This window comes from Microbacterium fluvii (genome assembly GCF_025515205.1).
Lineage (GTDB): Bacteria > Actinomycetota > Actinomycetes > Actinomycetales > Microbacteriaceae > Microbacterium > Microbacterium fluvii.
The window spans coordinates 65,924-87,338 of sequence record NZ_JAOPFX010000002.1; the positions used below are offsets into that span (position 1 = coordinate 65,924).

The 21,415-nt window shown below is 67.6% G+C and carries 23 protein-coding genes and 1 riboswitch; of the genes, 14 read left to right on the forward strand and 9 right to left on the reverse strand.

From position 1 onward, the window contains the following. Positions 1-32 precede the first annotated feature (32 nt). From OAW74_RS08985 to OAW74_RS09030, 10 genes are all read left to right on the forward strand, one after another. Entirely contained in the window at positions 33-857 is an 825-nt protein-coding gene (locus OAW74_RS08985; protein ID WP_262874021.1) for a 2-keto-4-pentenoate hydratase, read from the forward strand. A 3-nt stretch (positions 858-860) separates the two neighbouring features. After that, entirely contained in the window at positions 861-2,228 is a 1,368-nt protein-coding gene (locus OAW74_RS08990) for an aromatic ring-hydroxylating oxygenase subunit alpha (RefSeq protein ID WP_262874022.1), read from the forward strand. Further along, positions 2,225-2,566: a non-heme iron oxygenase ferredoxin subunit gene (locus OAW74_RS08995; RefSeq protein WP_262874023.1), complete on the forward strand. Its 342-nt coding sequence runs from the start codon at positions 2,225-2,227 to the stop codon at positions 2,564-2,566. The genes OAW74_RS08990 and OAW74_RS08995 overlap by 4 nt, the downstream gene beginning before the upstream one ends. Further along, positions 2,563-3,792 (forward strand): NAD(P)/FAD-dependent oxidoreductase, encoded by a 1,230-nt coding sequence (locus OAW74_RS09000; protein ID WP_262874024.1) that lies wholly within the window; start codon positions 2,563-2,565, stop codon positions 3,790-3,792. Before OAW74_RS08995 ends, OAW74_RS09000 begins: the two co-directional genes overlap by 4 nt. Before the next feature lie 71 nt (positions 3,793-3,863). After that, the gene (locus tag OAW74_RS09005; protein ID WP_262874025.1) at positions 3,864-4,466 is read left to right on the forward strand and encodes an aromatic-ring-hydroxylating dioxygenase subunit beta; all 603 of its coding nucleotides are present in this window, start codon (positions 3,864-3,866) and stop codon (positions 4,464-4,466) included. 20 nt (positions 4,467-4,486) lie between these two features. Beyond that, a complete protein-coding gene (locus OAW74_RS09010) occupies positions 4,487-5,332 on the forward strand; it encodes an SDR family NAD(P)-dependent oxidoreductase (RefSeq protein ID WP_262874026.1) in 846 nt (281 codons plus the stop codon). Further along, complete coding sequence (locus tag OAW74_RS09015) at positions 5,329-5,745, forward strand: acetyltransferase (RefSeq protein ID WP_262874027.1); 417 nt, start codon at positions 5,329-5,331, stop codon at positions 5,743-5,745. The genes OAW74_RS09010 and OAW74_RS09015 overlap by 4 nt, the downstream gene beginning before the upstream one ends. Positions 5,746-5,747: 2 nt before the next feature. After that, complete coding sequence (locus OAW74_RS09020; protein ID WP_262874028.1) at positions 5,748-6,704, forward strand: acetaldehyde dehydrogenase (acetylating); 957 nt, start codon at positions 5,748-5,750, stop codon at positions 6,702-6,704. Continuing rightward, positions 6,701-7,714: a 4-hydroxy-2-oxovalerate aldolase gene (dmpG, locus tag OAW74_RS09025; protein WP_262874029.1), complete on the forward strand. Its 1,014-nt coding sequence runs from the start codon at positions 6,701-6,703 to the stop codon at positions 7,712-7,714. The genes OAW74_RS09020 and dmpG overlap by 4 nt, the downstream gene beginning before the upstream one ends. Positions 7,715-7,727: 13 nt before the next feature. Further along, positions 7,728-8,579, forward strand: coding sequence for an alpha/beta fold hydrolase (locus OAW74_RS09030; RefSeq protein WP_262874030.1), 852 nt, complete (start codon positions 7,728-7,730; stop codon positions 8,577-8,579). Between the two features lie 206 nt (positions 8,580-8,785). Here the strand turns inward: OAW74_RS09030 and mhpA are convergent, their stop codons facing one another. The 8 genes from mhpA to OAW74_RS09070 all read right to left on the reverse strand — a co-directional run bounded on the left by mhpA (position 8,786) and on the right by OAW74_RS09070 (position 17,336). Then, positions 8,786-10,534: a bifunctional 3-(3-hydroxy-phenyl)propionate/3-hydroxycinnamic acid hydroxylase MhpA gene (mhpA, locus tag OAW74_RS09035; RefSeq protein WP_262874031.1), complete on the reverse strand. Its 1,749-nt coding sequence runs from the start codon at positions 10,532-10,534 to the stop codon at positions 8,786-8,788. Further along, positions 10,531-11,469 carry a 3-carboxyethylcatechol 2,3-dioxygenase gene (locus OAW74_RS09040; RefSeq protein WP_262874032.1) on the reverse strand — a complete coding sequence of 313 codons (939 nt, stop codon included), beginning with the start codon at positions 11,467-11,469 and terminating at the stop codon, positions 10,531-10,533. Before OAW74_RS09040 ends, mhpA begins: the two co-directional genes overlap by 4 nt. A gap of 88 nt (positions 11,470-11,557) precedes the next feature. Further along, positions 11,558-12,007: a PaaI family thioesterase gene (locus tag OAW74_RS09045; RefSeq protein WP_262874033.1), complete on the reverse strand. Its 450-nt coding sequence runs from the start codon at positions 12,005-12,007 to the stop codon at positions 11,558-11,560. 72 nt (positions 12,008-12,079) lie between these two features. Further along, positions 12,080-13,417 (reverse strand): MFS transporter, encoded by a 1,338-nt coding sequence (locus OAW74_RS09050; RefSeq protein ID WP_262874034.1) that lies wholly within the window; start codon positions 13,415-13,417, stop codon positions 12,080-12,082. Between the two features lie 251 nt (positions 13,418-13,668). Next, complete coding sequence (locus tag OAW74_RS09055; protein ID WP_262874035.1) at positions 13,669-14,265, reverse strand: hypothetical protein; 597 nt, start codon at positions 14,263-14,265, stop codon at positions 13,669-13,671. A gap of 181 nt (positions 14,266-14,446) precedes the next feature. Then, positions 14,447-15,382, reverse strand: a complete 936-nt coding sequence (locus OAW74_RS09060; RefSeq protein WP_262874036.1) for a HEPN domain-containing protein — start codon at positions 15,380-15,382, stop codon at positions 14,447-14,449. Between the two features lie 11 nt (positions 15,383-15,393). Further along, the gene (locus OAW74_RS09065) at positions 15,394-16,677 is read right to left on the reverse strand and encodes a DUF262 domain-containing protein (protein ID WP_262874037.1); all 1,284 of its coding nucleotides are present in this window, start codon (positions 16,675-16,677) and stop codon (positions 15,394-15,396) included. Positions 16,678-16,868: 191 nt separating this feature from the next. Further along, positions 16,869-17,336 (reverse strand): toll/interleukin-1 receptor domain-containing protein, encoded by a 468-nt coding sequence (locus tag OAW74_RS09070; RefSeq protein WP_262874038.1) that lies wholly within the window; start codon positions 17,334-17,336, stop codon positions 16,869-16,871. 596 nt (positions 17,337-17,932) lie between these two features. On the opposite strand from OAW74_RS09070, the gene OAW74_RS09075 reads away from it, so the two are divergent. From OAW74_RS09075 to OAW74_RS09090, 4 genes are all read left to right on the forward strand, one after another. Beyond that, positions 17,933-18,865, forward strand: coding sequence for a hypothetical protein (locus tag OAW74_RS09075; protein ID WP_262874039.1), 933 nt, complete (start codon positions 17,933-17,935; stop codon positions 18,863-18,865). Positions 18,866-19,010: 145 nt separating this feature from the next. Then, positions 19,011-19,571, forward strand: a complete 561-nt coding sequence (locus OAW74_RS09080; RefSeq protein WP_262874040.1) for a hypothetical protein — start codon at positions 19,011-19,013, stop codon at positions 19,569-19,571. 138 nt (positions 19,572-19,709) lie between these two features. After that, the gene (locus tag OAW74_RS09085; protein ID WP_262874041.1) at positions 19,710-20,375 is read left to right on the forward strand and encodes a VOC family protein; all 666 of its coding nucleotides are present in this window, start codon (positions 19,710-19,712) and stop codon (positions 20,373-20,375) included. 72 nt (positions 20,376-20,447) lie between these two features. Further along, the gene (locus OAW74_RS09090) at positions 20,448-21,026 is read left to right on the forward strand and encodes a GNAT family N-acetyltransferase (RefSeq protein WP_262874042.1); all 579 of its coding nucleotides are present in this window, start codon (positions 20,448-20,450) and stop codon (positions 21,024-21,026) included. On the opposite strand, the gene OAW74_RS09095 is transcribed toward OAW74_RS09090, so the two are convergent. Beyond that, positions 21,004-21,324, reverse strand: a complete 321-nt coding sequence (locus OAW74_RS09095; RefSeq protein ID WP_262874043.1) for a DMT family transporter — start codon at positions 21,322-21,324, stop codon at positions 21,004-21,006. The two genes, OAW74_RS09090 and OAW74_RS09095, sit on opposite strands and share 23 nt — an antisense overlap. 9 nt (positions 21,325-21,333) lie before the next feature. Next, a riboswitch (guanidine-III (ykkC-III) riboswitch) is annotated at positions 21,334-21,397 on the reverse strand. Positions 21,398-21,415: the final 18 nt, after the last annotated feature.

Here is a 21,415-nt window from a genome sequence, read left to right on the forward strand (position 1 = left end):
GCCGAGCATGGACCGGTGCCGACCATGTCAGGGTGACAACGACACGCATCGACGCGGACCCCGCCCTGGTCGCACTCGCCGACGCCCTGAACGCCGCCGAGGAGACGGGCTCGCCCGTGCCCCCGCCCTCCGCCGGCCGCGAGCTCACGCTCGACGAGGCCTACACGGTGCAGCGCGTGAACATCGCGCGACGCCTCGACGCCGGTGAGCGCATCGTCGGGCGCAAGATCGGTCTCACCTCGCTCGCGATGCAGCGCCAGCTCGGCGTCGACCAGCCCGACTTCGGCGTCGTCACCGACGCGATGGTGATCCCCGACGGTGGCGAACTCGATGCGCGGATGCTGATCGCCCCTCGTGCCGAGGCGGAGTTCGCCTTCCGCATCGGGCGCGACCTACCGCCCCTGCCGAGCGCCGACGAACTGTGGGACGCGATCGACGGCGTCGCACTGTCGATCGAGATCATCGACTCCCGCGTCGCGGACTGGAAGATCAGCCTGGTCGACACCGTCGCCGACAATGCATCGAGCGCCCGCATCGTCTACGGCGAGATCCTTCCCGCCACCCCCGAACTGCTCGCGTCGCTGCCCGCCCAGGTCATCTCGATGACCCGCAACGGCGATGAGGTCGCGGCGGGTCCCGGCTCGGCGGTGCTGGGCGATCCGCTGGTCGCTCTGCAGTGGCTGGCCCGCGCGATCGGCGGTTTCGGCGACGCGTTCGCCGCCGGCGACATCGTGCTGGCGGGCGCCGTGGCCGCCGCGGTTCCCCTGGCGGCGGGCGATGTGTTCGCTGCCACCGCCGCGGGCTTCGCGCCCGTTTCCGTATCCGTGTCCGCAGAGACTCCTGCAGCGAGAGGCTGAGCGATGACGATCACGCAACTCCCCAGCACCCATGAGGGCGAGCGGCAGCTCTTCCCCACCGGCGACCTCTGCCGGCCCGCCGGCTACGGCCCCGACATCGATGTCTCGGGCCTCGTCGACAGTCGCAACGGCCTCGTCGACCGCTCGATCTTCACCGACAGGCGGCTCTACGACCAGGAGCAGGCCCGCGTCTTCGCGACCAGCTGGCTCTTCCTCGGGCACGTCGACCAGCTGCAGAAGGCCGGCGACTTCTTCACGACGTATATGGGCGAAGACCCCGTGATCGTCACGAAAGACAAGAGCGGCCGCATCCGCGCCTTCCTCAACTCCTGCCGGCACCGCGGCGCCCGCGTGCTGCGCGCCGACTACGGCACGACCCGCGCCTTCACCTGCACGTACCACGGCTGGTCGTACGACCTCGAAGGCAAGCTCATCAGCGTCCCGAACGAAGACGGGTACCCGGCCGAGAGCTGGGACCGCAGCGAGTGGGGCCTGCAGGAGGTCGCCCAGCTCGACACCGTGCTCGGGCTCATCTTCGCCACCTGGAACCCCAAGGCGATCCCGCTCGACGAGCAGCTGGGCGACATGAAGTATTACATGGAGGCCTTCCTGGATCGAGACAGCGAGGGCACCACGGTCGTCGGTGGCATCACCAAGTGGGTGCTCAAGGGCAACTGGAAGCTCGCGGCCGAGCAGTTCGGCACCGACTGGTACCACGTGAACATGTCGCACGCCTCGGCGCTCATGGTGCTCTCGCCCACCGGAAAGGGCCCCAAGGCCGAGATCGCGAACACCCCCGGGCGGCAGTTCTCCGACGAGCACGGAAACGGCACGGGGTTCCCCACGCATCCGAAGAGCCGCTTCGATGCGCTGCCGGTGCACCAGCACTACGACTACCAGGCCCTCACCGAGCGCCTCGGCGAGGCCCGCGTGCACGGCCCGCTCACCACAGGCCACGCCACCGTCTTCCCGAACTTCTCGTACCTGCCGGTCAACGGCTCGATCCGCGTGTGGCACCCGAAGGGGCCCGACGAGATGGAGGTGTGGACCTGGACCGTGCTCGACAAGTCCATGTCGGAAGAGGTGCGCACCGCGCAGCGCCTCTACAACCTGCGCACGTTCGGGCCGTCGGGCATCTTCGAGCAGGACGACGGCGAGAACTGGAGCGAGATCCAGGCGATCTCGCACGGCTGGCGCACCAACACCATCCCGCTGAACTACCAGATGGGCATGGGCAGCGAGACCGACGACGGGGTCTACCCCGGATCGACCAGTGCGCTCTACAGCGACGCCGCCGGGCGCCGCTTCTACGGCCGCTGGGCCGAGCTGATGAACACGCCCGCGTGGCACGAAGAGGAGCAGAGCCGATGAGCGAGGGAATCCTGGTCGCCCAGACCGACGACGTGCCCGACGGCGAGGCGATCAAGATCGATGCCGCCGTCACCGGCACCGTTGACGACATCGCGATCTTCAACGACGGCGGCGAGTTCTTCGCCCTCGACGACACGTGCTCGCACGAAGAGGCGTCGCTGTCTGACGGGTGGATCGACGACGGCGTCATCGAGTGCCCGCTGCACGCCGGCAAGTTCTGCCTGCGCAACGGCGAGGTGCTCTCGATGCCGGCGACCGAGAACGTCGCCTGCCACCGACTCATCGTCGACGGCAGCGACATCCGGCTCGTGCCCAACCCCGACCGGGTCGCCTCATGAGCACCCCGCGCGACGCCGGCCGCGTCGTCATCGTCGGGGCGGGCCTGGCCGGCTTCAGCGCCGCGGAGCAGCTGCGCGCCCTCGGGCATGAGGGCCCGATCACGCTCATCGACTCGGAGCCCGCGGCCTACGATCGGCCGCCGCTGAGCAAGCGGCTGTTCGACGACGACTTCACCGTCGACTCGCTCGCCTTCGCCACCGCCGAGAAGCTGCAGGCCAAGCGCATCGACGCGATCTTCGGCCGCACGGTCGCCTCGATCGACCCGAGCGGCGAGTACGTCTCGCTCGACGACGGCTCCGTCGTCGAGGCTGACACGGTGCTGCTGACCGTCGGCGGCCGGGCCCGCACGCTGCAGATCCCCGGCAACGATCTGCCCGGCGTGCACGTGCTGCGTTCGTTCGCGGATGCCGTCGCGATCCGCGACCGCGTCGCACCGGGGACCCGGGGCGTGGTGATCGGGGCCGGGCTCATCGGCGCCGAGCTCGCCTCGTCGCTGCTGCACGCGGGAGCAGGCGTCACCCTCGTCGACCCCGTCGCCGTGCCGCTGCTGCCCGCCGTCGGGGAGGTGCTCGCGACCCACCTGCACGACATGCACGCCACCCACGGCGTCGAGGTCGTCGTCGGGGTCACCGCCGCGATCGAACAGCACGGCGACCGCCTCGTCGTCGCCGTCGACGAGGGGCCGCGGCTCGAGGCCGATCTGGTCGTCGTGGGCGTGGGGCTCGTGCCCAACACCGAGCTCGCCGCGGATGCCGGCATCGAGACCGACAACGGCATCCTCGTCGACGCCGCCTACCGCACGAGCGCACCGCGAGTGTTCGCCGCGGGCGACGTCGCGCGCCGCCGCGACGACGACGGCAGCCTGCACCGCCGCGAGGAGCACTGGGAGGCCGCGCAGCTGAGCGGCCAGCATGCCGCCTACGGCATGCTCGGGCTCGAAGTGCCCGCGCGCGGCGCCACGTGGTTCTGGTCGGACCGCCACGGTGTGCACCTCGAAGCCACCGGGCGCCTCTCGGGCCCCGGCGAGATCGTCGTGCGCGACGGCGGTGCTCACCCCGCGGTCTTCCTCGTCGAAGACGGCGTGCTGGTGGGGGCCGCGGCCGTCGACGACAACAACACCGTGCGCGCCGCGCGGCGTCTGATCGACCAGCGCATCCCGGTCTCCGAGGCGGAGCTCGCCGACCCCGGCGTGGCGCTGCGGTCGCTGCTGCGTGCCGCCCGCTGAGCCTGCGGCATCCGTGCCGCCGGTCGGCACATCCGATGGAACAAGAGTCCGAACCGAACTGAGATGGAATCATGACCGACGCCTTCCGCCTGAACCCGGCGACGCTCAACGGCGCCACGTCGGCGTCGACCAGCATCCTCGACGACGAGATCGACGGGATGCGCCTGGCCGACATGCAGACCCACTTCGAGCTCACGCAGTTCTACAACCTGGAAGCAGAGTTCCTCGACGACGGCCGCTTCGCCGACTGGCTCGAGATGCTCGCCGAAGACCTGCACTACTGGGCGCCCATCCGCTCCAACCGGCTGCGCCGGCAGCAGGCGCTGTCGATCGCCGCGCCCGGCGAGTCGGCGTTCTACGACGAGACCCGCGATTCGCTGGCCTGGCGCATCCGCCGTTACGACTCCGGCATGGCGTGGGCAGAAGACCCGCCCAGCCGCACCCGCCATCTCGTCTCGAACATCTCGGCGCGCGAGCGCAGCGATGATCTGCTGCAGGTGCGCAGCGCTTTCATCGTCTACCGCAACCGGCTGCACACCGAGGTCGACATCTATGCCGGCGGCCGCAACGACGTGATCCGTCGCGCGGGCGCCCACGGCTTCGAGGTCGTCAAGCGCACGATCCTCTTCGAGCAGAACGTGCTGCTCATGAAGAACATCTCCACCTTCTTCTGAACCCCATCGAAAGCGAAGACATGACCACCACCGGCTGGCTCGACGGCGACGTCGCGCTGATCACCGGCGCCGGCTCCGGCATCGGCCGCGCCGTCGCGCTGCGCTACCTGCGCGAGGGTGCGTCGGTCGCCGTGTTCGGGCGCGAGCTCGACCGGCTGCAGTCGACCGTCGAGGCGGCGGGGGCGGATGCCGACCGCGTGCTGCCGCTGGTCGGCGACGTGCGCTCGGCCGACGACCTGTCGGCGGCGGTCGCGGCGACCGTGGAGCGGTTCGGCAAGCTCGACGTGCTCGTGCCCAACGCCGGCATCTGGGACTTCAACCGCTCGATCAGCCGCACGACGCCCGACGAGATCGGCGCGATCTACGACGAGCTGTTCGACATCAACGTCAAGGGCTATCTGCTGACGGTCTCGACCGCGTGGCGCGAGCTCGTGAAGACCGAGGGGTCGATCGTGATGACGCTCTCGAACGCCGCGTACTACGCGGCCGGCGGCGGCCCCGTCTACACGGCGGCCAAGCACGCCACGCGGGGCCTCGTGACCCAGCTCGCCTACGAGCTGGCGCCCAAGGTGCGGGTGAACGGGGTCGCAGTCGGGGGCCTGCGCACCGACCTGCGCGGTCCCGAATCGGCGGGCTTGAAAGACCGCTCGATCGAGCAGTCGTTCGCGAAGCGCGACGGAGAGCGCGGCCCGAACATGTGGCTGCCGCTCCACGACGCCTCGACCGACCCCGACGACTCGACGGGGCCGTACGTGCTGCTGGCGTCGAAGCGCAACGCGAGCGTCATCACCGGCACGGTCATCCACGCCGACGGCGGCATCGGCGTGCGGGGCTTCGCAACCGCCGCAGGAGGTGACGACCTATGACCACTCCGTTCCCCGGCCTCGTGCTCCCGGCCGCGCTCGACGACGTCGCCGTCGTCGACAGTGCCGGCTCTGGTCACGCCCGCGTGGGCGTGCGCCGGGCCCGCGCGAGCGAGCTCGCTGACGCCTATCCGGCGGGCACCCACGACCGCGAACTGGTCATCGAGGGCGACCCGACAGCATCCGCCGTCGCCGCCCTCACCGCGCGCCTCCTCGACGACGACCCGCGCTGCCGGCGCGTCGTGCTGCCGGTGCCCGAGCGCGACCTCGACGCGATCGCCTGGGCCGAAGACGCCGGCTTCCGCTACGTCGTCGACGTCGAGACGCGCGCCGGTGCGTTCTCGCTGCTCGTGACCGAGCCCGACTGGGTGCTCGCCCAGCCGCACATCCTCGAAGACATCCCGCTGAAGGAGTAATCATGACCAAGACGAAGGTCGCGATCATCGGCTCGGGCAACATCGGCACCGACCTCATGTTCAAGGTCATCCGGCTGTCGTCGGTGCTCGACATGGGCGTCATGGTCGGCATCGACCCCGCATCCGACGGGCTCGCGCGGGCGGGCCGGCTCGGGTTCGAGACCACGCACGACGGTGTCGACGGGCTGATCGCGAGCCCGCAGTTCGACGAGATCGAGATCGTTTTCGATGCGACGAGCGCCGGTGCCCACAAGGCGAATGCCGCCAAGCTCCTGCCGCTGGGCAAGAAGCTCATCGACCTGACGCCGGCCGCGATCGGCCCGTATGTCGTGCCGGCGGTGAACCTCGACGAGCACCTCGACGCGCCCGACATCAACATGGTCACGTGCGGCGGGCAGGCCACGATCCCGATCGTCGCGGCGATCAACTCGGTCACCCCGGTGCACTACGGCGAGATCGTCGCATCGATCGCGTCGCGCTCTGCCGGCCCCGGCACCCGAGCGAACATCGACGAGTTCACCGAGACGACGTCGGCGGCGATCGAGCAGGTCGGGGGAGCGGCGCGCGGCAAGGCGATCATCATCCTCAACCCGGCCGAGCCCCCCATGATCATGCGCGACACCGTGCAGGTGCTCACCTCGCGCCTCGACGACGCCACGAAGGCACGGATCGAGGATGCTGTCGCCGCCCGCGTCGGCGAGGTCGCCGACTACGTGCCCGGGTACCGCCTGAAGCAGACCGTGCAGTTCGTGGACCAGGGGGCAGAGGCCGATGGACTCGTGCCTTCGGATCGCGTGCAGCCGGGCGGATACACCCGCGTCAGCGTGTTCCTCGAGGTGGAGGGGGCGGCGATGTATCTGCCCGAGTACGCCGGGAACCTCGACATCATGACCAGCGCCGCGCTGCGCACGGCCGAGCGGCTCGTGACCGGCGCACGCCAGAAGGAGGTCGTCGCATGACGAAGAAGATCTATCTGCAAGACGTCACGCTGCGCGACGGCATGCACGCCATCCGCCACCGCATCGAACCGGCCAAGGCCGCGCAGATCGCGGCGGCGCTCGATGCCGCCGGCGTCGATGCGATCGAGGTGTCGCACGGCGACGGGCTCGCCGGCTCGTCGCTCATCTACGGCCCCGGGTCGCACACCGACTGGGAGTGGATCGAGGCGGTCGCCGCCGTCGTGAAGGACGCGGTGCTGACGACCCTGCTGCTGCCGGGCATCGGCACGCTGCACGAGCTCAAGCGGGCCCACGAGCTCGGCGTGAAGAGCGTGCGTGTGGCCACGCACGCGACCGAGGCCGACGTATCGGCCCAGCACATCTCCGCCGCCCGCGAGTGGGGCATGGACGTGTCGGGGTTCCTCATGATGAGCCACCTCTCCGACCCCGCCTCGCTCGCGCAGCAGGCCAAGCTCATGGAGTCGTACGGCGCGAACTGCGTCTACGTCACCGACTCAGCCGGCCGCCTGACGATGGACGGCGTGCGCGACCGTGTGCGCGCCTACCGCGACGTGCTGAACCCCGAGACCCAGATCGGCATCCACGCCCACCAGAACCTGTCGCTCGCGGTCGCGAACTCGGTGGTCGCCGTCGAAGAGGGCGCGTACCGCGTCGACGTGTCGCTCGCCGGGCACGGCGCCGGCGCAGGCAACACCCCCATCGAGCCGTTCGTCGCGGTCGCGAAGCTGCAGGGGTGGGACGTGAACGCTGACCTCTTCGCGCTGCAGGATGCCGCCGACGACCTCGTGCGCCCGTTGCACGACCGGCCGGTGCAGGTCGATCGCGAGACCCTATCGGTCGGCTACGCGGGTGCCTACTCGTCGTTCCTGCGGCACGCGGAGCTGGCCGCAGAGCGGTTCGGGCTCGACGCCCGCGACATCCTCGTCGAGGTCGGCGCTCGCCGGCTCATCGGCGGGCAGGAAGACATGATCACCGACATCGCCCTCGACCTGGCGGCCACCCGTGCCTGAGGAGACAGCATCCATGACCGTGGATACCCCCGCCTACACGACCGACCCGTTCTTCGGCCTCGACGACCGATGGCTTCAGACTGCGCCCGGTGAGCTGACCCACTACCACGAGCTCGGGTCGGGGACGCCGATCCTGTTCCTGCACGGGTCGGGCACCGGCGTCACTGCGGCGGCGAACTGGTGGCTGAACCTGCCCGAGCTATCGCAGCACGGCCGGTGCATCGCGATCGACTCGATCGGCTACGGCCAGACCGTCGTCGCCGACGGCACCGCCTACGGCATCCGCGAATGGGTCGAGCACGCCGTGCGCGTGCTCGACGCGCTCGGCATCGAGAAGACCTGGATCGTCGGCAATTCGCTGGGCGGATGGCTCGCCTTCCAGTTCGCGATCGACCACCCCGAGCGGCTGCTCGGCATCGTGTCGATGGGCACCGGCGGCGCCAAACTCACCCAGGCGCTGCAGGGGCACTCCAACCCGGTGCTCACCGAAGAGGGCATCCGCAAGACCCTCGAACTGTTCGTCGTCGACAAGAGTCTCGTCACCGACGAGCTCGTCTCGCTGCGCTACGCGTCGGCGCTCAACGACACCGCCTCCGACCGCCTCGCCGAGGTCGTCGCCGCGCGCGACCGCGACCGCACCGAGCTGCCGCTGGACTTTGACGTGCTCGCCGGGCTCGAGGTGCCGGTGCTGCTGATCCACGGCGTGCAGGATGCGGTCATCCCCGTCTCGCGCACGTGGGAGCTGCTGAACGTCATCCCGCACGCCGACGCGCACATCTTCAGCCAGTGCGGCCACTGGTCGCAGGTCGAGCGCGCCGACGAGTTCAACGAGGTCATCGGCGCCTACCTCAGCCGCCACGCCTGACGCCTCGGGTCCGCTGCCCCCTGGCTTCAGTCGTCACGTACGGCGACCCGCGCGCGCTGCGGGTCGCCGTGTACGACGACTGAACGTATGCCCCCTGCGTTCAGTCGTCACGTACGGCGACCGGAGCGCACTGCGGGTCGCCGTTTACGACGACTGAACGCGAGCCCTGCGGCTTCCCACTTCGACCCGCGCTCAGCGAGGAGACCTCAGGCTCTGGCGAGCTTCGCTGCGGCGGGGGTCTCGACCGGGGTCGGCGTGGATGTGCTCGCCGCCTGCCGGAAAGACATCGCGCGGAGGATCGCGTCGAGGGTCGCGGGCCCGTCCTGGGCGAGGCAGGCGCCGGCGACGAAGCGGTCGGGGCGCAGGAACACCATCGGGGTGGGGCGGTCGTCGAACCAGGTCTTCACTCGCCCGGTGTGGTCGCCGAGCACGAGCACGTCGGGCCCCGCGGCACACTCGAGCCACGGGCGCTGCGTCTCGGGCACGATCGCGACCAGGCGCGCGCCGAGCTCGCGCAGCTGCGCGAGGGAGCGCTCGGGCAGCACGTCTTCGGGGCTGTTGCCCCAGACGATGACCGACCACCACGGGCCGATGACGTCGTCGAGGCGTGCGTCGACGGCATCCGCCGACATGACCCGCGGCTGGATGAACTGCACGCCCACCGGCGACACGTCGGTGTTGGCCGAGCGCACCGGCACGAGGCGGCGGGTGAGGGTGGGGGCGGCGACACCGCTCGCGATCGTGTTGGGGTCGGCGAGCACGCCGCGGGTGTAGCGGGGCATGGGCTTGAAGCGCATGTCGGCGAAGTAGCTCTTCACGCCGGGGAACAGATTGAGGACGGTGGATGCTGCATCCCGCCCCGCGGCGACGATCGGGTTCGTGATCTTGATGAACTTGCCGAACGTGAGGGACAGGTCGACCATCGCCTGCGCGTGTTCTTTCCGTTCGGCAGTGTAGGTGTCGAGCAGGGTGTCGGCTGCCTGCCCGCGGAGCACGGTGGCGAGCTTCCAGGCGAGGTTGGTGGCGTCGCGGACGCCGGAGTTCCAGCCCTGCCCCATCCACACCGGCATGAGGTGGGCGGCGTCGCCGGCGATCATCTGACGGCCCTTGCGGAACGAGCCGGCGACCCGGCCGTGGTGGGTGAAGACGCGGCGGCGGATGAAGTCGAGCGACGACGGGTCGGGCACGTGGTCGCGCAGCAGCGCGTCGACGAAGGCGGGGTCGGTGACCTGCTCTTCGGTCTCGCCGTCTCTGAGCATGAACTCCCAGCGGCGCACGGCGTGCGGCAGGCCGATCGAGACGTAGGGGCGCTTCGGGTCGGCGCCGAGGAACACGTTGGGGGTGCCCAGCGGGTCGTTGTTGACGTCGACGACGAGCCAGCGGGTCGCGGGCGATTCGCCCTCGAACGTCGTGCCGAGGCGCTTGCGGGTGGGCGACTTGCCGCCCTCGCAGCCGACGAGATACCGCGCGCGGATGCGCACCTCGCCGCCCGTGGTGCGCGCGATCGCGGTGACCGCGTCGGCGTCTTCGACGACGTCGTCGACCTCGTGGCCGAACAGCACCCGCACGCCGTCGAAGCGGGCCAGGCCCTCGTAGAGGGCGCGGTCGACCTCGGGCTGGATGAAGCCGTGCTTGCGCTCCCAGCCGAACTCGTCGGTCTTCGGGTCGTTGACCAGGATCACCTTGCCGGCGCCGTTGACCAGCCGCATGATGTGGTGCGGATTGGTGTGCGGGCGCACGGTGTCGACCAGGCCGACCGCCTGGATCGTACGGAACGACTCGTCGTCGAGCCCGACTCCACGGGGGAAGTCGATCAGGTCGTCGCGGGCTTCGAGCACTGTGACGGTGCGCCCGTAGCCGCCGAGCAGGTTCGCGAGCATGAGCCCGGCGGGCCCCGCCCCGACGATCACGACGTCGGAGTCGAACTCCTGCCCTGCTTCGGAGAGGTCGCTCACTTCAGCACCGCGGTGGTCACGCCGAAGCCGGCGATGTACTCCTTGATCGGCTTGTAGAACTCGTAGGTCACCTCGTACTCTCCGCACGCCCGCAGCGCGGAGTAGGCCGCGACCCACGTGCGCACTTCGTGCGAGGAGTGTCCGGCGACAGCATCCATCTCATCCGCCGTGTACGCGTCGAACCGCGCCACGTCGCCCGAGCGCACGACATCGAGAAAGCCGCGATCCCACTCGGGGTTGAGCTCCATGATGTCGGCCTCGCCCTTCGCGAACGCGATGGCGGTGTCGATCGTGCGCTGCTGCCGGGCCGCGCGGGCCTCGGGCGTGGGGTGACGGCCGACCGCGAGGAACTCGCGCTGCTCGGGCGTCGCGGTCGCGATCTGCGGCACCGGCGGGTCGTGCGACAGGCCGCCCGAGCCGATGAACAGCACGCGCTTGTCGGAGTTGCGGAAGAACTCGCCCACCGCCTGGCCGAACTTGCGCACGCGCGAGACCTTCGTGAACGGGCGGGCGACCGAGTTGACGAAGATCGGCACCATCGGCACGACGTCGAGCCCGCCGAAGATGATCTCGGTCGGCTGCACGGCACCGTGGTCGACCTCCATGCGGCGCGAGATTGCGGTGTCGATGTCTTGGTCGATCACATACTGTGCGAGCTGCTCGCTGATCGACGTGGGCACCGAGATCGGCCCCTCCCACGAGTCGTAGTCGCCCGTGCCCAGCGCCTCGTAGCCGATGCAGAACGGCGGCATCAGGTCGTAGAAGAAGCCGTTGTAGTGGTCGGGACCGAAGTTGACGACGAGGTCGGGGGCGAAGTCCTTCGCGAACGCGCGCACCTGGTCGAAGGCCGCCTCGACGGCGCTCTTGACGTCGGCGGGCGGGTCGGTGTGCTCCAGCAGAGGACTGTGCGACATGCACACGAGCGCTTGGGTCATGGCGGGCTCCTTCGTCGTCGAGCGGATCTCTCCCATTGCATCCGAGCGGGGGCGGATGCCGCATCCCGTCGTTCCGTCAGGCGAGACGTCAGCGCCCGAGGCTGCGCTCCGAGAGCACGTAGGTGAAGGTCGCGTGCATGAGCTGCTTGCCGGCGGCGTCGTCGACCGCCACCTCGACGACGGCGACTTTGCCGCCGCCGCGGAGGAGGCGTGCGGTCGCGACGGCGTAGTCGGCCTTCGAGTTCGACAGGAAGTTCTGGTTCGACTGCACGGCGAGCGGGAACTGCCCGGCCTCGGCGGAGGACTGCATCGCGAGGAAGGTGCCGGCGATGTCGGCGGCGCCGAACAGGGCCGCGGCAGAGAACATGCCGTTCGCCTGGGCGAGGGCGTCGGTCAGGGGCATCCGCAGGCTGATCGACGTGCCGTCGGCGGCGTGCGGGGTGAGTCCGAGGGTCGCCGCGATGTCGTCGAAGCCGCGGCGGGCGGTGAAGGCGTCGACATAGGTGGTGAGGTCGTCAAGGGTGGGGGAGATGGCCATGAGGCTCCTTTCACGGCTGAACCTCCCGCACGGCGAGGTGGCCGTGCGGGAGGCGTCAGCATCCGTTGTCCGTCAGTCTTTCGACGCGCGTCGCAGCGTCTCTTTCGACAGCAGCACCGCGATCGCGCCCACCACGATGAGCCCGATGAAGTACCAGGCGATGTTGCTGGTGCCTGCGCCATTGTCGAGCCCCATGAGCCACGTCGCCATGAGGGGCGCCGTGCCGGCACCGAGCACCGAGCCGAGCTGGAAGGTGAGCGAGACGCCGGTGTAGCGGTCTTGCGTCTCGAACTTCTCGGCCAGGAACGCGCCGATCGGGCCGTACATCGACGCCTGGATGATCGGGTTGCCGACGAGGAACGCGAGAGCGACGCCCCAGTAGGTGCCCGAGTTCAGCAGCGCGAACATCGGGAACACCAGCGCGACCGAGATGAGGGCGCCCGCGAGCATGACGGGGCGGCGGCCGAAGCGGTCGCTCAGCCAGGCGAAGAACGGGATGGCGAAGATGTGCACGAACGACGAGAACGTCAGCATGTAGAGCGCGTCCTGGCGAGGCACGACGCCCTGCGCGGCGACGTAGGGCACGGCCCACACCGCCAGCAGCGCCTGCATGAAGAGGGGGCCGGCGACGGCGAGGATGCCGTAGAGGCTCGACAGCGGGTACTTCTTGAGCACGCGCAGGATCGGCACGCCGGTGTGCACCTCGCCCTTCTCGCGCGCCTTGGCGAAGTCGGGCGACTCGGTGACGCGGTAGCGCAGGTAGAGGCCGATGATCACGATGACTGCCGACAGCAGGAACGGGATGCGCCAGCCCCAGCTGAGGAACTGCTCGTCGGGAAGACCCGCGAAGATGCCGAGCACGAGGGTCGCGAGCACCGAGCCGGTCGGGCCGCCGGTGACGGCGATGGATGCGGCGAAGCCGCGGCGCCCTTCTTTCACATGCTCAGCCGCCATCAGCGTGGCGCCGGCCCACTCCCCGCCGACCGCGAGGCCCTGCACGATGCGCAGGAACACGAGGGTCAGCGGAGCCGCGACCCCGATCGCGTCGTAGGTCGGCATGAGGCCGATGAGCACCGACACGGCGCCCATCATCATGAGAGTGATGAACAGCACGTTCTTGCGGCCGAACCGGTCGCCGAAATGGCCGAAGAGGATGCCGCCGATCGGGCGCGAGATGTAGCCCGCGAGCAGGATCACGAACGAGAGCATCGCTCCGACGGTCGGGTCCATCGTCTCGGGGAAGAAGAGGACGGGAAAGACGAGGCCTGCGGCTGCTCCATAGAGGAGGAAGTCGTAGTACTCCACGGTCGAGCCGAGAAAGCTCGACACGAGCGCTCGGCGCGAGTCTTTCTTGGAGGGCGTGGCCGCGGTGGATGTGGCCGGTTCTGCGGTGCTGCGTAGCTCGGTCATTGAGGCTCCCTGGTCGGGGCCCGCTTCCTTGCGGGCTCCGATCGAGGATCGTGCAGCCTGTTCGGCCGTTCCACGGGGCGTTCCGCACAGCGGAACGGTGGGCGCTCGTTTGGGGCGCCGGCCGTGGGCTTCGGTGCGGGCCCGGTATTCGGGCGCGTGGGGCGGGGTGTGCCGCTAGGTCGAACTCGGGTGGGGGTGCGAACGCAGGAGGACCGGCTATCGGGCCGTGCCGCACAGTCCATGTCCTACGTCTATGGCGCCGACGACTCTTGGCTCCGCCGTTCCCGCTCATTCATCTGCGCGTGTCGCAAGTCAAAGCGCGGAATCCGAGATGGATCTTCTATCGGCCTTGCGGGCGGCTCGACCGTGGGAGGCGCATCAACCAGACGGACGCCGGACCTTCGCACGATGTTGAAAGGGGCGGCCGGGCTCAGGTCTGCGACCTCGGCAGTATGAAGCACGTGTTCTAGAACCCAGAAGATGCGCCACGCAGTGAGCTCGAGTTGCGCCGACGAATAGCTGAAGAGATCACCGTCCTTAAAACCCCGGACGCCCTCATCGACCATGTGGAGAGTCATAGAGTGAGCCAAGCTGTCTCGGACCGCCTTCACGTCTCCCAGCACGTTAGGCACGTGCTTCACGCGCTCTGCCAGCCCCGCATCGCTTGCTATAGCAAGGAGCCCGCCGCGTCGTTCGCCGTCGGTGAGTCGATTCGCGCGCTTGGCCATCCACCCGCCGAAGCCCCCGAGCGATCGATACTTGGCCGCGAGGAGCTCGTCAATCGTGTGTTGGACCTCGTGATATCCAGTGAGCACCTGGAGAGCCAAGGCGGCGTTCAAGTCAGTCATGAGCACATCTTCGCCCAAGCCGCGCGCAGCGGTGCACCCGGCTAGTGTTGCGATCCACGACCCGAGCCAAAACGGAAGATAGCGGCTCGCGCTTCCACACCAGCCACTTCCTGGGATCTCGCGCTACGACCCCATCGGCCCCGAGGCTGATGCCCCACGGAATCCCTCACCGACTCGAGCGCTAGATCGGCGCGTACAGGACCATGCCCTCGACGGGCCGGTTGAGCGTGACGGCTACACGCTCGGAGCCACCCGCCACCTCGGCTAAATCCGCTCCGTCGCACTGAATAGATACGATGCGGCCGTGGTGGACGCGACCGTCAGCGCCCTTGCAGAGGACATGTCCACCGACACAGATTTGCGACGCAACCGTCGCTAGCGCGGCTGTGTTGGATCCAAGCTCCTCATCGGCGCGAACGCCGATGGGTTTCAGATCGATCTTCAGCGAAGTCGCCAGGGTTACTTGGATGGCCTCGGACACGCGCCGCGAGAACTCAAGAACCGCATCTGACCATTCACGCATCGCGTCGGCGCTTCGCACGCTTGTCGGGCGAATGCCGTGCGCCAGATCATTGCGCTCCTGAACAAGTTCGGAGACGCGCGACTCCAGAGTGTCAGTCGATTGGCCGTGGGGGTCCTTCATCCAACGAAGTTGATCACCAGAAACTCCGAGCCGGCTCAGCCACTCCCTGACGTTACTCGGCCACGCATTTGCGTCTAGCCGCATCAGGATCGATACGTCGGCCCAGTCGCTGGTGTAAGCCCTCCGAACGACGTCTTCTAGGCGAACCTGCCCTGCCCTTCGACGCGGCGCATTCACTCCGGAGAGCTCGTTGGCGAACGCAATCGTCCGGCGGAGGTGCCACTCCTGCATGACCTCGGGCAATGCATCAGGGGTAGGTGCATTTCTGGCCAGCACGGCCATCGCAGCCCGGCCGAGGCCGGTGAGAGCCGATTCATGCGCTGCATACGCCAGCAACACCCATCCCGAGTAGAGCTCTGTCGCGTAATCCAGGTTCCCCTCGGGCGCGGACGCATGGGATTCATCGACGAACGCGGTGAATGTGGCAAACCGCGCTTCCGCGTCCTGCCACGCCCCTTCAACATCCTGTTCCATCTCGTCGTGTGTCAGATGAAGGAGCGCAGATACTCTTCGAACAGAATCTCGCGATCCATCAGATCCGACCGAGACTGCCCGCGGAGATTGAAGCGCACCGCGTTTGTGGCGTAGAAGTAATCCATCCCGGCGACGATGTCATCTTTGCGCGCTATCAACTGGTCGCTTTGGGGGATCAAGCGCGACAGGACGTTGGTTAGCGCATCGTAGATCGACACCTTCGGGTCATTGCCCCACCGATGGTTTCGGGTACGTCGGAAGGCGTTCTGCCCGAAGATGCTCCACGCCAGTTCCAAGGTGTCGGTGTAGAGGGAACGAAGCGTATCGATCGTGTCCTCGTCGTACTGGTTCGCGGCCTTCAGGTAATCATCGAGGTAGTCACGAAGGTTGTCTCGATAGTGGATCATTCGCTGTCGGTTCGCGAAGAACCTGAGCACGAGTTCGACGTCGATCATCTGGCGGTAGTCCTCGGGAACTGGGTCACGCCCCACCTCGATATCCACGTCGAAGTCCAGCATGTTCTCGTCCGCGAAGGCGCGTTCGGGGTGCTCGATTAGCTCTTCCACCTCTGTTGGAATACCCCAAAGCTGGCGAAGTCGTTTGCTCGCAGCCAACTCCTTGCACAAGTCGTTCATCGGCCCGTCGTAGAGCGCATTGCGGACTTCTTGGGGCGACAGCTTCACCCCACCCGTGTTGATCCGGCCGAACACGAATCGTTTAAGTCGCTCCGGATCCTCATCACCGTGGCTGGTTTCCTTCAACAGGATGATCGATGAGATGTATCTTCGGTCGATGCCGGCCTTGATGCGCGATGGCAGCGTCTCGTATCGCATACCTTCGAGTTCCTGCCAGTACTCGAGGCCGGAAAGGGCGAACGCACCCTCGTAGAACTCGCGAACCGCAGTCATACGCTGCAGGCCGTCCATCACCTCGTATTGGTTGAAGTCCCACTCATAGAGGAAGATCGGCGGAACGGGAACGTTCATGATGAACGACTCAATTAGTCTACTCTTCTGATCCACCGTCCAGCGATGACGACGCTGGTAATCGGGGTCCAGCTTGTAGTTATTCCCCTTCAGCAGGGCGGTGATCGAGTCCAGAGGATATCGGCCTGCCTCGGTCACGATCCGGATCTCGCCGCGCTCGTACTTCTGGTTGATGTCATCAGCCGTCACCAGCCCGGCCTCACCATTCGCGCCCATCTCGCCTTCGATGAGCTCGCCGCTTTCGAGCGCCAACCGCTGGCGCTCGACGAGAGCGCGACGCGCCTCTTCTGTTGACCCCGTAGCCGCCATTGCGCCCTCCTTCAGCGTCGGAGTAAGCCTAGGGGCATCAATACGGGCGACAGGTTCGCAATTCGACGAGCTGGACGACGACGGCGACACGGCCACCGACGCAGCACCAGCCTCAGCATGCCGAGTCGCGCGGTTAGTAGTCCTGACGACGGACCGCACACAGCTGCGGGAAGATACTTTCGCTCAACGCCCTAGAAGAGCTGGTCGTCGTCTAGCAGGACTGTGTCCGCGATCTTCGTGGCCACGTCGTCAAGCGAGCCGTAGTCCGAAGTCGTCAGTCCTGATCGGGCGGCGAGCAGAGGGCTGACCTTGCGGAGTTCCTCGAATGTAGTGCCGTGCACGATCGGGATTACGCGGTCGGTCGCGAGTAGGGCCGACAGCTCCTGGGAGGCGATGCCGTCACTGTTGAGGCTCTGGAACAGCGCAGGCGTCACCAGCACGATTCCCGCGCGGGAGCTCGCCAGCCCCTTGTCGATCTTTCGGATAAGCGACGTACCCAAGGGCACGTCCATCTCGCTGAACCAGACCGTGACGTCGAGCCCAGTCAGCAAATTGTGCAGCTCCAGCGCCGCGCCCTGACGGTCGTGCCACGCGTGGCAGAGGAAGAGGTCGCGCTGGCCGGTCGTGGCGTCGGCAACACGCACGACCTGCTCGCGCACCGGGTTGAGGGTCTGATACTCGCGAACCGAGTAGGTAACCGCCGCGCGCCGGGTGCGACTTAATGTGCTCGTGCGTCGACGGCCACTTCCGCCGCTGTTGCTTCGATTCGATCCGCCCGACGACCGGCTAAAGCTGGGGAATTGCTTGGGTGCAGGAGCGACTGCCGGCTCGACTCGAGGAGGTGGGGGCGTGTGGGCCGGGCGCTCGTAGTAGGGATCCCGGTATCCGCCGTATCGCCCGTAGCGCCCACCATGAACTGGGCAGTCCGCACCGCCGCCACGGATATGCCCCCGGATCGGAGCCGTGCACTGTGCCATGAGCACATGCTAGCGACCGCCTCCGACACCGACTCTGCTTGCGCGAGTCGGCCCTCGTGGCGGACCGGTCATCGAGCGGTCTGTGATGCACCGCCCTAGAGTCGCGCTGAGGGACTCGTGCACGAGCAGCTTTCGTCCGGCCTCCTCGGTGTGTGCGAACTGGCCCGCTATTAGCGCAGTGCCCGCAAGCGGTTCGAAGATGCAACCGGGTCAGGCTCCCATGTCTGTCGGCGTCCGCGCATCCGGACTGCAACGCACGAACCGGGCCGCTCACCGCGTTGTCCGACGTCGATGCAAGAGTGGAGGGCGTGCGAGCGATAAAACAGACGATCTCCGACGAAGACGAGCTTCAGATCGCCGGCGCCCTCCATCACCGACTGAACTATGTCGATACCGTTCTGGAGCGACACGCGACAGTCAGTGCGCGTACCCCAGCTCCCTGGTCACAGCTGGGAGCGGACGACTCGGTCTCCCGCTGGTTGCAGGTCAGCCATCAACTCCAGACCTTTCTCGGTATGTCGGCCGATAATCTTCGCGTTGTTCGCGACATATTGCTCCGCGACGGCGAGATGGCCGTGCCCATGTACGGCCACTATCCGGTGATCCGGTCCGTGATCGAAGCGTCGGCACTTGCGAAATGGATCTCGGAGCCGACAGATCAAGCGGAACGCCTTCGACGCTCATTCAGCGCCCGCGTCGCGGACCTCAATGAGGATCGCGCGCTCCACGAAGAAGCGATGAAGTCCGCTGCACTGTTCGGCGGGATGGACACGTCTGTGCTCAAGCGTGGCGACGAATCGTTCAAGGAGGGCGACACGAAGGCTCGGCGGCTGATTCGCGAGCTCTGTGGCGAGCAAGGGATCTCGTGGAGTCGCGTGAATCAAGGCCTGCCCGGGTACGCGACGATCATTCGCGCGGTCGGGGGTGCGGGAGAGATCCCGGGGAACTACGCCGCCAGCGTGTGGCGGATCATCAGCGGGCTCAGTCATCCATCGGCGAGCCGGGCGACCAGGTACTCCGCCATCGAGGTACTCGGAGAGTCCGACCACGGCGTGATGAACGCGCGTCTATCGGCATCGATGCAATGGACGCAGGCAGCGACTCTGCTTGCGATCTCGCTAACGTTCGATGCGCTGGGCAGCGTGGAGCGCCGTCTTGACACGATGCACCCGCGACGCGACTCAGCGTTCGGACCGATCCCATCCACCTGAGGAGGGGCACGGCACAAAGGCTCGCGAGCGACCACTCAGTTATGCCTGGACACGCAGCTACTTGCCCCGCGGCGCAAACGGCCGGGCGACCAACGGCTGGTCATCCGTGTCGAGCGGTGTCGTGGTCTGGCCATAAGGTCGGCGCATGGACACCACCACGATCGGCTTCGTGACAACCGGAGTTACCCTGTTCGTTACCGTCGCACTGTTCGCCGTGGACTATATCCGCCGATGGGCAGCGGATGCGCGAAAGCAGCGGGAGCAGATCGTTCGCAGCGTTCTCGACACAGTCGACCGTGCTACGCGAAGCGCAGCCCGTGCGCCGCTCTCCGACCTGTGGGCGCCAAGCGGCCTTGAGTACGCACTTCTGATTCCTCGGCTGTATGCCCAACTCCCGGCGAAGGACCACGCAATAGCCACATGGGTCGCCCGACAGGTGCAGATCCAACAGTTGAACGCCGATCGAAAGGCTGTCACACGCCACGGTCTGCTGATCGCCACCGAGCTGGTCAAATGGTCGCACCGTGAGCGCAAGCGGGAGTGGTTTGCAGAGGAGAACCGACGTGACCCGTGGGTGACCGAGCCTCCTTCGCTACAGGCGAGCGCGCGCCGGTACGCCCGGTCAGCCTGGGACTGGGCGCGCCTTGGGGTACTCGTGACAGCGCTCGGCATCGTCGCGAAGCGAGCTTTATCCGCCTTGGACTAGAAAATCCGCCCGCGACAAGCAGGACGACCACTTGGGTCCCAATGACGCTCGCGGCTGCTCGTCTCGTGCAATGCCCGGATAAGGATCGCCTCCCGAGTGATCTACTCAGTGCACGGTGGCGTGCGTAGGGTGTGGCCCATGAGCCAAGACGGGTGGCAGTCGTTCCTCGCGGCCGACGGTGTCGCTGACTGGGTGATCCTGCACGGCGGTCCAACGGCGGTCTTCGTCGTCCGATCGCTCACGGAAGCTGCGCGGCTTGCCGCTGCGGTGTCGGAGATACCCGGGCTGGGGCCGCGCACGCTGCTCACCCTGACGTCGGATCGCCTGACCGTGAAGCTGACCCGTGAGATGTGGGGCACCGAGCGCTCTCATATAGATGTGGCGCGTGCGATCTCTGCCGCTGCCCGTGACCATGACGCGGTCGCCGACGCGAGCATGGCGCAGGAGATCCAGCTGGCGATCGCGGCACAGCCCGAGGCGGTCGACCTGCCGTTCTGGTGCGCGGTCCTCGGCTACGCACCGCTGCATGAAGACAACTGCATCGACCCGCTTGGGCAGGGGTCCACCGTGTGGATGCAGGAGCTCGACCCGTCCAGGCCGCTCCGCCATGCCATGCACATCGACGTCTCACTGCCCCAGGGTCACATCGAGAAATGCCTGGCAGAAGCCGTGGCCGCGGGAGGTCGGATCGTCGACGAATCCGAAGCACCCAGCTCGTGGATCTTGGCCGACCGGTCGGGCAACAAAGTGTGCTTGGCCGCCTGGCCAGACGGAGCTCGACCTGCCGAGTCGACGTCGCCGTGACCCTGGCCGGCTACGCCCGCGTCATCGTTGCGACGGACAGGCGCGCGAGACCTTCCGGCAGAATGGTCGCCCATGGGCTTCCCGTGGGACTTCCGCCCGCTGCAGGGCGAGCGCGTGCGCCTCGACCTGCTGCGCGACGACGATCTCGAGCCGCTGTTCGCCATGCAGTCCGACCCCGAGGTGTGCCGCTACCTGCTCTATGAGCCGCGGTCGCGCGCGCAGGTGGCCGACGTACTGCGGCGGGATGCTGCCGCCACCCGCCTCGAGAACCCCGGCGACTATCTGCAGCCGGTGATCCGCGACGCCGACGGCCGGTTCTGCGGAACGATGTACTTCGAACTGAAGGCCGGCGCACCCGACTCGACGGCGGAGATCGGCTGGATTTTGCTGCCGGGCGCCCGCGGTCGCGGATACGCGCGCGAGGCGGCGGGGCTGCTGCTCGACCTCGCCTTCGGCGAGCTCGGACTGCACCGCGTGTACGCCGAGCTCGATCCGCGCAACGACGCCTCGGTCGCGCTGTGCGAAGCGCTCGGGATGCGGCACGAAGGGCGGTTCATCGAGCACATGTGGCTGAAGGGCGAGTGGACCGACACCGGCCACTACGCGATCCTCGAGCGCGAGTGGGCGATCACTCGTGGCCGACGAGCTTGAGCCCCACGACGCAGCCGACGAGACCCAGGATGAGCAGCATCCGCACGATCGAGAACGGCTCTGCGCCGGTGATCATCGCGTAGGCGACGGTCAGCGCCGCGCCGATGCCGACCCACACGGCGTAGGCGGTGCCGGTGGAGATGTCGCGCATCGCCCACGCGAGCCCGCCCATGCTCGCGATCAGCGCGACGCCGAAGACGACGCTCGGGCCGAGCTTGGTGAACCCCTCGGACTTGCCGAGGGCGGTCGCCCAGACCGCTTCGAGGATGCCGGAGAGAACGAGGATGACCCATGACATGACTGTGCTCCTGGCCAGTCTTGTCGCTCACCGGGTACTGATCCGTCGTCCGGGGGTCTCGATCGAGCACCCGCCGCCCACCGTAGCGGGT

What these genes read in the sequence shown, in the direction of transcription:
- OAW74_RS08990 (WP_262874022.1), top strand. Translation starts at nt 861, where the DNA reads ATGACGATCACGCAACTCCCCAGCACCCATGAGGGCGAGCGGCAGCTC.
- OAW74_RS08995 (WP_262874023.1), top strand. Translation starts at nt 2,225, where the DNA reads ATGAGCGAGGGAATCCTGGTCGCCCAGACCGACGACGTGCCCGACGGC.
- OAW74_RS09000 (WP_262874024.1), top strand. Translation starts at nt 2,563, where the DNA reads ATGAGCACCCCGCGCGACGCCGGCCGCGTCGTCATCGTCGGGGCGGGC.
- OAW74_RS09005 (WP_262874025.1), top strand. Translation starts at nt 3,864, where the DNA reads ATGACCGACGCCTTCCGCCTGAACCCGGCGACGCTCAACGGCGCCACG.
- OAW74_RS09010 (WP_262874026.1), top strand. Translation starts at nt 4,487, where the DNA reads ATGACCACCACCGGCTGGCTCGACGGCGACGTCGCGCTGATCACCGGC.
- OAW74_RS09015 (WP_262874027.1), top strand. Translation starts at nt 5,329, where the DNA reads ATGACCACTCCGTTCCCCGGCCTCGTGCTCCCGGCCGCGCTCGACGAC.
- OAW74_RS09020 (WP_262874028.1), top strand. Translation starts at nt 5,748, where the DNA reads ATGACCAAGACGAAGGTCGCGATCATCGGCTCGGGCAACATCGGCACC.
- dmpG (WP_262874029.1), top strand. Translation starts at nt 6,701, where the DNA reads ATGACGAAGAAGATCTATCTGCAAGACGTCACGCTGCGCGACGGCATG.
- OAW74_RS09030 (WP_262874030.1), top strand. Translation starts at nt 7,728, where the DNA reads ATGACCGTGGATACCCCCGCCTACACGACCGACCCGTTCTTCGGCCTC.
- OAW74_RS09040 (WP_262874032.1), bottom strand. Translation starts at nt 11,469, where the DNA reads ATGACCCAAGCGCTCGTGTGCATGTCGCACAGTCCTCTGCTGGAGCAC.
- OAW74_RS09045 (WP_262874033.1), bottom strand. Translation starts at nt 12,007, where the DNA reads ATGGCCATCTCCCCCACCCTTGACGACCTCACCACCTATGTCGACGCC.
- OAW74_RS09050 (WP_262874034.1), bottom strand. Translation starts at nt 13,417, where the DNA reads ATGACCGAGCTACGCAGCACCGCAGAACCGGCCACATCCACCGCGGCC.
- OAW74_RS09055 (WP_262874035.1), bottom strand. Translation starts at nt 14,265, where the DNA reads ATGACTGACTTGAACGCCGCCTTGGCTCTCCAGGTGCTCACTGGATAT.
- OAW74_RS09060 (WP_262874036.1), bottom strand. Translation starts at nt 15,382, where the DNA reads ATGGAACAGGATGTTGAAGGGGCGTGGCAGGACGCGGAAGCGCGGTTT.
- OAW74_RS09065 (WP_262874037.1), bottom strand. Translation starts at nt 16,677, where the DNA reads ATGGCGGCTACGGGGTCAACAGAAGAGGCGCGTCGCGCTCTCGTCGAG.
- OAW74_RS09080 (WP_262874040.1), top strand. Translation starts at nt 19,011, where the DNA reads ATGGACACCACCACGATCGGCTTCGTGACAACCGGAGTTACCCTGTTC.
- OAW74_RS09085 (WP_262874041.1), top strand. Translation starts at nt 19,710, where the DNA reads ATGAGCCAAGACGGGTGGCAGTCGTTCCTCGCGGCCGACGGTGTCGCT.
- OAW74_RS09090 (WP_262874042.1), top strand. Translation starts at nt 20,448, where the DNA reads ATGGGCTTCCCGTGGGACTTCCGCCCGCTGCAGGGCGAGCGCGTGCGC.
- OAW74_RS09095 (WP_262874043.1), bottom strand. Translation starts at nt 21,324, where the DNA reads ATGTCATGGGTCATCCTCGTTCTCTCCGGCATCCTCGAAGCGGTCTGG.